General features: G+C 40.2%; 11 protein-coding genes and 1 tRNA gene. 9 read left to right on the top strand and 3 right to left on the bottom strand.

All coding sequences use genetic code 11. From position 1 onward, the window contains the following. Window positions 1-141 precede the first annotated feature (141 nt). From efp to A7P54_RS18875, 8 genes are all read left to right on the top strand, one after another. Window positions 142-711, top strand: coding sequence for an elongation factor P (gene efp, locus A7P54_RS01485; protein WP_004808248.1), 570 nt, complete (start codon window positions 142-144; stop codon window positions 709-711). A 359-nt stretch (window positions 712-1,070) separates the two neighbouring features. Further along, window positions 1,071-3,173: a carbon starvation CstA family protein gene (locus A7P54_RS01480; protein ID WP_005183198.1), complete on the top strand. Its 2,103-nt coding sequence runs from the start codon at window positions 1,071-1,073 to the stop codon at window positions 3,171-3,173. 2 nt (window positions 3,174-3,175) lie between these two features. Next, entirely contained in the window at window positions 3,176-3,478 is a 303-nt protein-coding gene (locus A7P54_RS01475) for a YbdD/YjiX family protein (RefSeq protein ID WP_004770453.1), read from the top strand. A gap of 78 nt (window positions 3,479-3,556) precedes the next feature. After that, the gene (locus A7P54_RS01470) at window positions 3,557-4,516 is read left to right on the top strand and encodes an AAA family ATPase (protein ID WP_171548441.1); all 960 of its coding nucleotides are present in this window, start codon (window positions 3,557-3,559) and stop codon (window positions 4,514-4,516) included. Between the two features lie 13 nt (window positions 4,517-4,529). Further along, entirely contained in the window at window positions 4,530-5,447 is a 918-nt protein-coding gene (locus A7P54_RS01465) for a DUF58 domain-containing protein (RefSeq protein ID WP_171548440.1), read from the top strand. A gap of 2 nt (window positions 5,448-5,449) precedes the next feature. After that, window positions 5,450-7,435 (top strand): DUF3488 and transglutaminase-like domain-containing protein, encoded by a 1,986-nt coding sequence (locus tag A7P54_RS01460; RefSeq protein ID WP_171548466.1) that lies wholly within the window; start codon window positions 5,450-5,452, stop codon window positions 7,433-7,435. A 35-nt stretch (window positions 7,436-7,470) separates the two neighbouring features. Further along, window positions 7,471-7,547: transfer RNA gene (locus A7P54_RS01455), tRNA-Val, on the top strand. 378 nt (window positions 7,548-7,925) lie between these two features. Next, window positions 7,926-8,153, top strand: coding sequence for a hypothetical protein (locus A7P54_RS18875; protein ID WP_252728581.1), 228 nt, complete (start codon window positions 7,926-7,928; stop codon window positions 8,151-8,153). A 45-nt stretch (window positions 8,154-8,198) separates the two neighbouring features. On the opposite strand, the gene A7P54_RS01450 is transcribed toward A7P54_RS18875, so the two are convergent. The 3 genes from A7P54_RS01450 to A7P54_RS01440 all read right to left on the bottom strand — a co-directional run bounded on the left by A7P54_RS01450 (window position 8,199) and on the right by A7P54_RS01440 (window position 11,548). Next, window positions 8,199-8,882, bottom strand: coding sequence for a pirin-like bicupin family protein (locus A7P54_RS01450; RefSeq protein WP_171548439.1), 684 nt, complete (start codon window positions 8,880-8,882; stop codon window positions 8,199-8,201). A 195-nt stretch (window positions 8,883-9,077) separates the two neighbouring features. Continuing rightward, the gene (gene argG, locus A7P54_RS01445; RefSeq protein WP_004652848.1) at window positions 9,078-10,421 is read right to left on the bottom strand and encodes an argininosuccinate synthase; all 1,344 of its coding nucleotides are present in this window, start codon (window positions 10,419-10,421) and stop codon (window positions 9,078-9,080) included. Window positions 10,422-10,696: 275 nt separating this feature from the next. Next, entirely contained in the window at window positions 10,697-11,548 is an 852-nt protein-coding gene (locus A7P54_RS01440; RefSeq protein WP_171548438.1) for a LysR family transcriptional regulator, read from the bottom strand. Window positions 11,549-11,704: 156 nt separating this feature from the next. On the opposite strand from A7P54_RS01440, the gene A7P54_RS01435 reads away from it, so the two are divergent. Continuing rightward, window positions 11,705-12,622 (top strand): EamA family transporter, encoded by a 918-nt coding sequence (locus A7P54_RS01435; RefSeq protein WP_171548437.1) that lies wholly within the window; start codon window positions 11,705-11,707, stop codon window positions 12,620-12,622. Window positions 12,623-12,784: the final 162 nt, after the last annotated feature.

The raw sequence follows: 12,784 nt of genomic DNA, 5'->3' as shown, positions 1-12,784 counted from the left end.
GCGTTATGTATGGTTCATTTAGAATAACTAAATTTCACCATCCATGCCTTGTATCGTCGAAAAAATCTCCTCTGTCGCAACCAAATATGAATGTTAAACAAGCCCATAAGATTTGATTTTTAAGTTTGGAGTGCGCCTTTCATGGCCTATTATTCTACAAATGATTTTAAAGCAGGCCTTAAGGTTATGCTTGATGGCAACCCATGTTCAATCATGGAAAATGAATATGTAAAACCAGGTAAAGGTCAAGCGTTTAACCGTGTGAAATTACGTAACCTTCGCTCTGGTAAAGTATTAGAAAAAACATTCAAATCAGGTGATTCTTTAGAAGCAGCTGATATTGTAGAAGTAGAAATGGATTACCTCTACAACGATGGCGAAATGTGGAACTTCATGGATCCTGTATCTTTCGAGCAAATCGCTGCTGATAAAACAGCAATGGGCGATGCTGCGAAATGGTTAAAAGATGATTCAAATGAAAAATGTACGATCATGTTATTCAATGGCGTACCTTTGAACGTAAATCCACCAAACTTTGTTGTGTTGAAAATTATTGAAACTGATCCAGGTGTACGTGGTGATACTTCTGGCGGTGGCGGTAAGCCAGCGAAGCTTGAAACAGGTGCAGTTGTACGTGTTCCATTATTCGTACAGCAAGAAGAAAGCGTTCGTGTAGACACACGTACTGGTGACTACCTAGAACGTGCATAATTGTGAATGAGTAGCCAAGCTACTCAAGATATACAATTATCGAAGGGATGATTAAACAATCATCCCTTTTTTTATGCCAAAGTATTAGATAAATAATTGAAGCTAGAAGGTAAACTTACAAAGATATTTCTTCTACAGAAAATATGGAAAGGGAAATCTAATAGGGCTTGCTGACATTTTTTGTTGCCACTACATTATCTTGCGTAGCTGTAATCGCTACTCATTATTTAGAATAGCTAAATTGCATAAGACATGCTTTATGTCTTCTAAAAATGTTCTCTGTCGCAATGATAGCTATAGCTCGTAAAGTGAAATGTCAACAGACCCTAACCACGCATTATGTATTTGAGAGGTTTTGAATGGAGACAACACAAGCAAAGTCAACACTTCCCTCGAAACTCCTTTGGAGTTTGGTTGCCATCGTTGGGGCAATTTCATTTGGGATCTTGGCGGTTAGTCGTGGTGAGCATGTTAATGCGGTCTGGTTAGTTCTTGCCGCAGTCTGTGTATATAGCATTGCATATCGGTTCTATAGTTTATTCATTGCAAACAAAGTTTTTGAATTAAATCCTAAACGGTTAACCCCAGCTCATCGCCTTGCCGATGGTCTGGATTATGTTCCGACCAATAAGTTCGTTTTATTCGGTCATCACTTTGCCGCGATTGCAGGTGCAGGGCCGTTAGTCGGTCCAATTCTCGCAGCGCAAATGGGTTACTTACCTGGGACGATCTGGCTTTTAGTCGGTGTGGTGATTGCAGGCGCGGTACAGGATTTCCTTGTTCTATTTATTTCAACACGACGTGATGGTCGTTCTTTGGGAGAAATGGCCAAACAGGAATTGGGTACCTTTGCGGGTGTGATTGTGATGCTGGGTACGCTGGGGGTCATGATCATCATCCTTGCAGTACTCGCATTGGTCGTCGTGAAAGCATTAGCACATAGCCCATGGGGTGTGTTCAGTATTGCTGCAACCATTCCAATCGCCTTATTCATGGGCGTGTATATGCGCTATTTACGTCCAGGGAAAATTGCAGAAGTTTCTATCATTGGTTTTGTATTGATGATGGCGGCAATTGTGTATGGTGGGGATGTTGCAAAAGATCCCTATTGGGGGCAGCTATTTACCCTCAGCGGGACTCAATTGACTTGGGCCTTAATTATTTACGGTTTTATCGCCTCTGTTTTACCGGTTTGGTTGTTATTGGCACCACGTGACTACTTATCAACCTTCCTTAAAATTGGTGTGATTGCAGGCTTGGCGATCGGGATTATCTTCGCGATGCCTGATCTGAAAATGCCAGCAGTGACCCACTTTGTTGATGGTACAGGCCCAGTATTTGCGGGTAGTTTATTTCCATTCCTGTTTATTACCATTGCCTGTGGTGCGATTTCAGGTTTCCATGCCTTGGTTGCATCAGGTACAACACCTAAATTGGTCGATAACGAAGTCAATATTCGTATGATCGGTTATGGTGGTATGTTGATGGAATCTTTCGTCGGCATCATGGCAATGATCTGTGCGACAGTACTCGATCCGGGCATTTACTTTGCGATTAATGCACCAGCAGCAGTTTTAGGGACCTCGGTAGAGACCGCTGCGGAAGCTGTGCGTAATCTTGGTTTCGTGGTGAGTCCAGAAATGTTGACCTTATTGGCTCAGGAAGTCGGTGAGAGTTCAATCTTATCTCGTACAGGTGGTGCGCCTACATTTGCAATTGGTATGGCACATATCATTTCAGAGATTTTCAACAACCGCTCAATGATGGCGTTTTGGTATCACTTTGCAATTTTGTTTGAAGCATTATTTATTCTAACTGCGGTAGATGCGGGTACACGTGCTTGTCGTTTCATGGTGCAGGATACAGTCGGTATCGTGGTTCCAGCGATTAAACAATCGAGTTCATTCTTTGGGAACTTGGTCGGGACTTTTGTCGCAGTGGCAGGTTGGGGCTTCTTCGTGTATCAAGGTGTAGTTGATCCACTTGGTGGGATTAACTCATTGTGGCCGTTATTTGGTATTGGTAACCAGATTCTTGCCTCGATGGCTTTAATTTTAGGAACCGTCATTTTATTCAAGATGAAGAAAGAGAAGTATGTTTGGGTCACCATTGTCCCGACGATTTTCTTATTCATTACTTCAATGACTGCGGGCTGGCAAAAGATTTTCCATGAAAATCCAAAAATTGGCTTCCTTGCACAAGCGAATCGTTTCTCGGATGCAATTGCGCGTGGTGAGGTGCTTGCACCAGCCAAAACCGTTGCTGAAATGCAAACGATTGTGATGTCAAATCAGATCAATGCTGCACTGTGTGGCTTCTTTATGATTGTTGCGATTGTGATGATCATTGCTTCGATTGGTATTGTACGCAGAGCATTGGCGAGCCCGACACCAACAGTGAACGAGGCACCAGCAGTTTATTCAGAAACCCCGATGACGGCGAATAGCATCAAAGGAGAGTAGCGATGGATTTTAAAATTGCTCGACAAGGCAGCGCAGTGATTGTGAAGATTATTAAATTCACCATCATGTCGCAAAAACATTTGCTTTTATCACCCAAGAATTGGTCGCGTATTGCTGTGTTATGGCAGCGTTTGCAGCAGAGTTTTCGGTTGATGGTTGGTGTGCCAGATTATGAAACTTATGTGCAGCATATGAAAGCACATCATCCTGATTTAACCCCGATGGATGCAAAGACATTTTATCGTCATTGTATCGATGCACGTTATCCTTCTGCGGGCGGTAATATGAAAAAATGCCCTTGCTAGAAATCAATTGATTTCGTTGAAAAAAAACCAAAACAGTGTATGTTGAAACATGCACTGTTTTATTTTGGGGATAAAATTATGTGGGGCACGGAACAGGCTTCAATTCAAGACAAAAAACGACAAAACCAAGCATTAGAACAAGATATTAAAAGCTTTGGTCAAAAGATTGAGCAATTTTTAATTGAAGTCAATCAGCTCATTTTAGATAAGCCGCAACAAACCAAACTGGCACTGACCTGTTTGCTGGCAGGTGGTCATGTATTGTTTGAAGACTTACCTGGACTCGGTAAAACAACCTTAGCCAGTGCTTTGGCTCGTTTGGCTGGATTACATTTTCAGCGAATTCAATTCACCAATGATATGTTGGCCAGTGATGTGATTGGCATCAATATTTTTAATCAGAAAGAACATGTATTTGAATTTAAGCAAGGTCCTGTTTTTACCCAAATCCTCCTTGCAGATGAAATTAACCGCTGTAGTCCCAAAACTCAAAGTGCTTTGTTGGAAGCGATGGAAGAAGGGGCTGTTACAGTAGATGGTGTGCATTATGAATTGCCACAACCTTTTTGGGTGCTGGCTACGCAAAACCCACTCTTTCAAAGTGGAACTTATGCATTGCCAGAGTCTCAATTAGACCGCTTTTTGATGCGATTGTCATTGGGTTATCCATCTCGTCAAGCAGAAAAATTACTGTTACAACAAAGCTCACGCCAAGTCCTGATTCATCAATTAGATGCTGTGTTTAACCAAGCCGATATTTTGCATTTACGTGAATTGGCCAAACAGATCTTCCTCAGTGACGCCGTACTTAATTATATTTTAGATTTAGCTGCTGAAACACGTAAGCAACGCCATGGCCTGTCTACACGTGGAGTATTGGCACTGAAAGCTGCAGCACAAGCCTATGCGTTGGTTGAAGGGCGTAGCTTCGTGACCACGGATGATGTACAGACGGTATTTGTGGCTGTAGTTGCGCATCGTTTAAGTTTGGGTGAGATGGAGGTAAAACAACTGTTGCAGTCAGTTGATGCAATGTAGGTGAGTGCAGACTATGCAAACTGGACTTAAACAACAGGTCAATCAATGGATTGCAAAACGTTTCCAAGTGGATCGCAGTAAAACTCTGCGACAAAAGGACGTTTTGGTTTTTATCTATAAACAAGGATTTCTATATCTGGTCCTGATTCTAATTACCTTTATTGCTGGAATTAACTATGCAAACAATCTGATTTTAGGATTTTGCTTTTTAATCAGTGCCATTCTTTGTATTAGTTTTTATCTGACCTTTAAGCAATTACATGATTTACAAATTGATATTGTGCTGCCTGAAGTCGGACAAGTCGATCAAGCAATCATTTTAAAGCTGCTATTTAAACAACCTGTTCGTTCTGCACGTTATCTAAGGATCCAGTGGCAAGCTCAAGAGCAATTGGTTTTTATAGATCAGACACAACATAGTGTTGAGCTTGCAGTTATGCCTGACAAACGTGGACTCTATGAATTTGAGACCATTAAAATTTATTCTACTTATCCATTAGGATTAGTCCGCGCATGGACTTATTTATATCCAAAACATAAAGTCTGGGTTGCCCCGAAGGGCTATGATTGGCAGAAAGAGCATAAAAATAAGCCGACTTCTGCCCAAGATAGCTTAGATGAATTTAAAGAGTTACGTGGCTTTCAACACGGTGATTCTTATCAAAATGTGGCATGGAAACAGGTCGCACGGGGGCAGGGATTTTTGATCAAAATGTTTGAAGCTCAGGCTAATCACCAGCATCTGGAAATTGACTATCAGCAGATTCCAGCTCAAAGCCATGAAGATAAATTAAGCTTTATGATGGGTTTGGTCGAGCAATGTGAACAGTTAGGTGATGATTATGCACTTATTTTGCCGCATGCTCGCTTAGAAAGCGGGCAAGGACAATCTCAGTTAATTCAGGCCAAACTTTTATTGGCGCAGGCATAATGATGACTAAGCAAATCTATTTCTGTGTTTTAGCTGTCTTGGCTTTCGTATTACTAGGGCAAACCGCTTTTGCACCTGCTGCTTTAACGGGATTATGGGCGGTGGTTTGGCTGTTATTGGTTCGGAGATATCGCAAACAGAGCTGGGTGCCTTTTCCTAAATGGTTTTTGGTGATCTTTATTTTATTGTCCTTGGGTATCGTTTATATCAATTATCAAACGATCTTTGGGGTGGAAGCGGGCGTCGCCTTTTTAAGTACCTGTTTATTTGCCAAATGTTTAGAAGCTAAAAACACTCGGGATTTATTGATTGTCTTTAATTTTGCTCTATTTGTCAGTGCCAGCCTATTGTTACATAGTCAAGCTTTTTGGATGGCACTAATTGTATTTACAGTCTTTGTGATGTGTTTATTGGGTTTGTATCGGATACAGACGGGATTGTTTAATCAAACGAAACTTTCATCAAACAAACTTAAACAAGATGTGAAGCAAATTTTTAAATTTGTAGGAATCGCAGTTCCTTTCTTTCTGATCTTATTTATTTTCTTCCCTCGATTGCCACCGCTTTGGGCAGTTCCAATTCAGAAGGATCAAGCTACGACAGGAATCAGTGACCGGATGTCGCCTGGAGATATTGCGCAATTATCGCAATCTTCAGCATTGGCTTTTCGGGTGGTGGCGGATATGTCGCAGTTTCCAAGCAGACCAGAATTGTATTGGAGAGCTTTGGTTTTAGATCAATATGATGGAACGACATGGACCAGCAGTTTTTTCAATCAGCAAATTAAAAGTGTACGGGCAACTCCAAGGAGCGTGCCTTATCAATATTTAGCAGCAGATGAGCAAGCCAATTGGATCATGGGTTTGGAATATTCAATTCCACAAGAACGCTATTTGCAGTTGTATCAAGACAACAGTATTCGTCCTACTAAATTAGTTAAACGCAATGTACCCATACAGATGTTGTGGTTGGGGCGCATGTCGGCAGAGCCTGTTTTGTTGTCAGCACGTCAACTTGAGTTAAATCTTAATTTTGATGAGGGGCGGGATCTTAAAGCGCAGCAATTGGCGCATGAGCTGTTTGAAAAAAGTCAAAAGCAACCTGAACAATATCTACAATCAGTGCTGTCATGGTACCGAAAAAATGGTTTTGTATACACTTTGACGCCTGGGACTTTAGGTGGGGATCGTATAGATCAATTCTTGTTTTCCAGTCGGAAAGGATTTTGTGAGCATTATGCGTCTAGTTTTGTCATGCTAATGCGTTATGCGGGTATTCCCGCACGGGTAGTGACGGGTTATCAAGGTGGTCAACTGGCGCCTGATGGGCAAAGTTGGGAGGTTCGACAACTGGATGCACATGCTTGGAGTGAGGTCTATCTAGATGGAAAATGGAAAAGAATTGACCCAACAGCCATGATTGCACCGCAACGAATTGATACGGGCATGCAGGATTATTTGGCACAAGATCAAACTGTATGGGGGGATGAAAGTAAAGCTTGGCGTTTGCAACAATTTAAGTTTCTAAAAAATATGCGGATTTGGAGTGATTATTTAAGTTATCAATGGCAAAGTAAAGTCGTTGGTTATGATGCAGACAAACAGAAGAACTGGTTATCTCGATTAGGTCTGGATTCAAGTTATGCATATGCAATTGTGTTGATTGTTGGCGTATTCGCTATTTTGATGGTTTATGTGGGTATCTATTGGTTGAAGCAGACAAGGCAGAAACAGCGTTATCAAAAAGCTGTATTCAGATTTCAAAAGAGACTGCCCAAAAATCTGCAAAAGCAACCAGCAGAAACTTTTCAGGTGTGGATGCAGCGTTTAGCGAGTCAAGTTGAAGACAAACAGGTGTTTGAACAAGCGATTGTGTTATATCAACAAATTGTTTTTTTAGAGCAGCAAGATGGTGCAAATATTGAAGAATTTAAGCGCTTGCTTAAAGACTGTGCGATTGCACTGAAACAGTCACAAAAAAACTTGTGAAGCTGATAAAAAATGAATATGATGCTTCTCATTCTAGGTGTATAGCTCAGTTGGTTAGAGCGCTACGTTGACATCGTAGAGGTCTCCAGTTCGAGTCTGGATATACCTACCAAGATATTAAAGTCATATAACTTTTTATGAAGTTACATGAACTCCAAAGCCCTGAATTATATAGATTCAGGGCTTTTTTTATTCCAGCTTATTTTTAGAAAATTAAGCGACTTGACCTAACTCACTATTGGTGCTAATTTAATCAATAAGGAAGTCATATACTATTTGGGAGTTAAGAGAAATCTTGCCTAAATGAACAAAGATATGACAACCTGAACACACAGCTAACAACGAACGAAACGGTTCAGATCGTTTTTAAAAATGTTCAAGGTTGTAGAAAAGCCCGTTAATCGGGCTTTTTTAATGCTGATTATTTTTGAAAAGAATTAAGCTATAGTGTGAAATAAAGATTGGGTCACAATAGGGGATTGTGAGGCTGATGTTTATTATTTTGGTCATCGTGATTGGCTTAGTCTTATTAGCCTTCTTTGCAAAGAAAACAGATTCTACACAGGATACTTCAGACTATAGTCATCCATATTCTTCAACGACATCAAGTTGTGATTCTTTTCAAGATAACGATGATAAAGGTATCGATAATTGTAGTTCTAATACAGAGTCAAACTCTGATTCAAGTAATTGTGATAGTAATAGCAATACTGACTAAAAAAGCTTGTACCCCTTGAGGGTAAGAGGTACAAGTTAAACCGAGTTAAGGTAAGTCAAACCAGATCATTTGACTGTCTTGTAATGCAGTAATGGTTGCAGTCTCATCAAAAAGTAAAGCATCGCCCGCTTTAACCAAATGATCGGCAATCATCACTTCACCTGAAATCACATGCACGTAGTTGACTTTTTTCCGTGCTGTAATTTCTAAATGTTGATCTTTCTCAATCACTGCAGTTTTTACTTCAGCATTTTGACGAATCGACATCGGCGCAGACTTATCACCAGCAATCAGGTGCCATTGGTTTGGATGCTCTTTCGGATTCAGCTGAATTTGCTGATAAGTTGGATCAGCATCTTGTACATTCGGTTGAATCCAAATCTGTAACAGATGCACCGCTTTATCATGCTTGTTCATTTCACTGTGGGTGACCCCAGTTCCAGCGCTCATCAACTGCCATTCACCGGCATTGATCTGGCCTTCATTACCCATGCTATCTTTATGAGAAATGGTGCCATCAAGTACACAGGTTAGAATTTCCATGTTGTCATGGGGATGAGTACCGAAACCATTATGCGCAGCAACCGTATCATCGTTAATCACGCGAAGCGCACTGACGCCCATATATTTAGGGTTATACCAGCTACCAAATGAAAAGCTATGATAGGTGTCTAACCAGCCTGCTTTGACATGACCACGGTTTTCACTACGATGTAGATAAGCATTCATCTTTCATCTCCCAAATTATTGTGTTTTGCTTAATGCTTATATTATCGATTCATTATGACGATAAATAGTCTTTAATTGCGACATATTGTTCTATAAATGCAATGATTCGATAATGCGTATTTTCTTGAATAGAATAAAAAAGGCTGAATAAAAATATTCAGCCTTTTCAAGTAGGTAAATTAATTTACCCATCTGTTATTTAGATTTGTTTTCCAATTGAGGAATCGCAGAGCCTTGGCCAACTGCAAGCAAACCTGTTTCAGTATAGATACCCAATTTTGCGCGTGTATCGGTAATGTCGAGGTTACGCATAGTTAACTGACCGATACGATCCATTGGCGTAAACATTGAATCACCTTTCTCCATGGTTAAACGCTCAGCTTCATAAGTGAGGTTTGGAGATTCAGTGTTCATGATGGTGTAATCATTACCACGACGTAATTCTAAAGTTACTGTACCAGTAATGGCTTTCGCAACCCAACGTTGTGAAGTTTCACGAAGCATAAGCGCTTGTGAATCGAACCAACGACCTTGGTAGAGTAGGCGACCTAAACGCAAACCGTTAATGCGGTATTGTTCAATCGTGTCTTCGTTATGAATACCAGTCACCAAACGCTCATAAGCGATATGTAATAAAGCCATACCTGGTGCTTCATAGATACCACGAGATTTCGCTTCGATGATACGGTTTTCAATTTGGTCAGACATGCCTAGACCATGACGACCACCAATACGGTTCGCTTCAAGAATGAATTCAACTGGATCTTCGATACGTTGACCATTCAATGCAACTGGCATACCTTGTTCAAAAGTAATGCTCACTTCTTCTGGTTGGATTTCAACGTCATCTTTCCAGAATGCAACGCCCATGATCGGATCTACGATTTTAATACCAGCATTGAGGTATTCTAAATCTTTGGCTTCGTGCGTCGCGCCCAACATATTTGAGTCAGTTGAATATGCCTTTTCTTTTGACATTTTATAGTCAAAACCGTTGTCGATTAAGAATTGCGACATTTCGGCACGGCCGCCTAACTCATCAATAAAGGTTTGGTCTAACCAAGGCTTATAGATTTTAAGCGCAGGGTTGGTCAATAAACCATAACGATAGAAACGCTCAATATCGTTACCTTTATAAGTCGAACCGTCACCCCAAATATTGACGTCATCTTCTTTCATCGCGGTAACAAGCATCGTACCTGTCACTGCACGACCTAAAGGTGTGGTATTGAAGTAAGGTACACCACCAGTGCTGATGTGGAACGCGCCACATTGAATTGCAGCAATACCTTCAAGTGCAAGTTGTAAACGACAATCGATTAATCGAGCTTTGACTGCGCCGTACTGTTCAGCTTTCTTTGGAATAGCATCATAGTCATCTTCATCAGGTTGACCCAGATTTGCAGTATATGCATAAGGCTCTGCGCCTTTCTGTTTCATCCATAATAAAGCTGCTGAAGTGTCTAAACCACCAGAGAAGGCAATCCCAACTTTTTTACCTACTGGTACATGCTGCAAGATCGTTGCATTATCAGTCATTGCTAGTCCTAACTATTTCGAAATAGGCACCCTAATATTTCGGTGACCAAAGAGAATTTATACGTCCCGTACTATATCACTTTTCAAATCGATTTTTTTTCTGTTAGGAAAGGAATTCTTTTTTTTTCATTTGAAAAATAGATTAACATCAGAAAAATATAAAGTTTTACGATAAGCATTCACAATAAGGCGTTAACAGACTCTGAACTTTAAAAAATCTCACATGATAAGTACATCAAGAGGTTGCAAGCACTCTTTATAAAAAAGTGTCTTAGTTAAAGTGAATCATTTAAACCAATAAATTGCTTCTCAATTGGGGTAAATACATGATCGTGTCGTGCAATTAGATAAAGACCGATATCCCGATACTGTTCAGGCGTTTCTCGATAGTATTGGATGTTATATTTTTCAATCAAAGATTTGGCAATCATCGAGATGCCCATACCTAATTGGGTAAAGTGAATTAGAGCTTCATGATCGTAAATATGGGTGAGTTCACCCTTTTTAAGGTTATAGTCTGTGTAGATGCTGTCTAAGGTGGTGGCGTAGCAGCATTGTTCAGAAGCCAGCAGGATATTTTGATGATTCAGACATTCTTCCAGACTGTCATGGTTGATCATGTTTTTACCAATAATCACCAATTGATCATCCGCTTTTTGAATATATTGCAGATTTTTATGTTTAGGATGTCCTAGGGCATAAGCGATATCCAAATTGCCCGCTAAAATCTCATCCTCGATGTAACCTGTTGGACCTGTTTTCATAGTGATGGAAAGATCAGGGTAGGCTTCATATAGCTGACTAAAGGAAGGGTAGAAACGCATCCCGCCTAGACTGGTATTGGTGCCAAAGCGCAAAACGCTTTCTTGTTGATAAATTTTATTTTCAGTTTCTTCCCAAGTGAAAATCATCTTTTTATATTGGGCATATAAATTCATGCCAGATTCAGTCAGTTCAACACCTTTGGGCTTACGAATAAACAGTTGGCGCTTATAGTGATTTTCAATCTTTTTAATTTTCGCAGTCATATTGGACTGTAAATAATTGAGCTTATTTGCCGCGGCAGTAATACTTTTCAGCTCTGCTACAGTCACAAATGATCGGATATCGCTAATATCAATATTCACGGCAAGTCCTCAATATTTCAATTCGAAAGGTGCTATCAAAAAGGATGAATTGAATTAGGCATCAAAAAAAATGATGTATCTATTAAAACATAGCATTATTCATGATGTCATTTATTTTATACACTAAGCTTACTTTTTATCGGTTGAGTACAACACGTGAATATTCGAGTCGTGAGTGCCATTGCGTTGCTATGTTTGGTATGGGGTTCGTTATGGGGCTTGGTCAAACATAGCCTACAAGTGTTTCCACCATTTTTATTTATCTCTACACGGTTGATTCTAGCTGCATTGACATTAATGCTGATACAACGGATTTTAAAAAAATCTATTTTGCCTGAGCAAGCTGAGTGGAAGCCCTTAATCATTTTAAGTGTATTGATCTGTTTTGGTTTTTATGCCACGCAGACCTTTGCCATGCAATTTGTGGGTTCAGGTTTATCAGCTGTATTGGTATTTACCATGCCGATTTTTATTGCGGTATTAGCGCATTATTTTTTAAATGAAAGGTTGAATACCCAGAAAATCTTGGGGCTCGTTTTAGGAACCTTGGGACTCATCGCAATTTTATGGCCGCAATTACATCATGTGCATATGAATATGTCATTGCTGGGGCAGGTGTTACTCATCGGTTCAGGCTTTTTCTGGGCATTATCGACGGTTTACATCAAAAAGAATTTTGCGGCTTATGACAAAATCAAACTGACCATTTGGCAGCTTCTGCTAGGTGGAAGCCTAATGTTTGTTATGGCCTTATTGTTCGAGCCTGTAGATGCTCAGGTTTGGCTCAATCCGCTGAATGAATCTGCTTTATTCTATATTGCGGTGGTAGGAACGGGTTTTGCCTTTGTGCTTTGGAACTGGATTGTCAGTCAGGTGGATACTTTTGTCGCTTCGATTTCGATTATGTGTATCCCGATTCTGAGTCTGTTTTTTGGTTCGTTGATCTGGCATGAAGCTTTGACACTCAATATCCTAATTGGTGCTGCTTTTATCTGTATGGGCATTGTGATGAGTTCACTCAAAATAAAAGCACAGAAAAGTCGTCTGGCCTATTCAAGTCATCAACAACATTAAATTGAGAAACATTAGTCAGCATGAGAATAAACCGAAGCATCGATCAATCAGCTAGAGTTAGTTTTTTAGATTAAATAAAGGCAGTCACTATTATTGTGGCTGCTTTTTTATGTCGACCTGCTTCGGTAATTAAGCAATCTTTATAGAGGATGTAGCAGAATC

It is taken from the genome of Acinetobacter sp. Ac_3412 (genome assembly GCF_013072675.1).
Lineage (GTDB): Bacteria > Pseudomonadota > Gammaproteobacteria > Pseudomonadales > Moraxellaceae > Acinetobacter > Acinetobacter higginsii.
The sequence above is the reverse complement of the archived record's forward strand: the minus strand, read 5'-3'. Positions and strand labels throughout refer to the sequence as shown.

Bases quoted from the DNA above. Each gene is read 5' to 3' on its own strand.
- A7P54_RS01460 (WP_171548466.1), top strand. From the start codon at position 5,450: ATGACTAAGCAAATCTATTTCTGTGTTTTAGCTGTCTTGGCTTTCGTA.
- A7P54_RS01450 (WP_171548439.1), bottom strand. From the start codon at position 8,882: ATGAATGCTTATCTACATCGTAGTGAAAACCGTGGTCATGTCAAAGCA.
- A7P54_RS01470 (WP_171548441.1), top strand. From the start codon at position 3,557: ATGTGGGGCACGGAACAGGCTTCAATTCAAGACAAAAAACGACAAAAC.
- A7P54_RS18875 (WP_252728581.1), top strand. From the start codon at position 7,926: ATGTTTATTATTTTGGTCATCGTGATTGGCTTAGTCTTATTAGCCTTC.
- A7P54_RS01465 (WP_171548440.1), top strand. From the start codon at position 4,530: ATGCAAACTGGACTTAAACAACAGGTCAATCAATGGATTGCAAAACGT.
- A7P54_RS01475 (WP_004770453.1), top strand. From the start codon at position 3,176: ATGGATTTTAAAATTGCTCGACAAGGCAGCGCAGTGATTGTGAAGATT.
- efp (WP_004808248.1), top strand. From the start codon at position 142: ATGGCCTATTATTCTACAAATGATTTTAAAGCAGGCCTTAAGGTTATG.
- argG (WP_004652848.1), bottom strand. From the start codon at position 10,421: ATGACTGATAATGCAACGATCTTGCAGCATGTACCAGTAGGTAAAAAA.
- A7P54_RS01480 (WP_005183198.1), top strand. From the start codon at position 1,071: ATGGAGACAACACAAGCAAAGTCAACACTTCCCTCGAAACTCCTTTGG.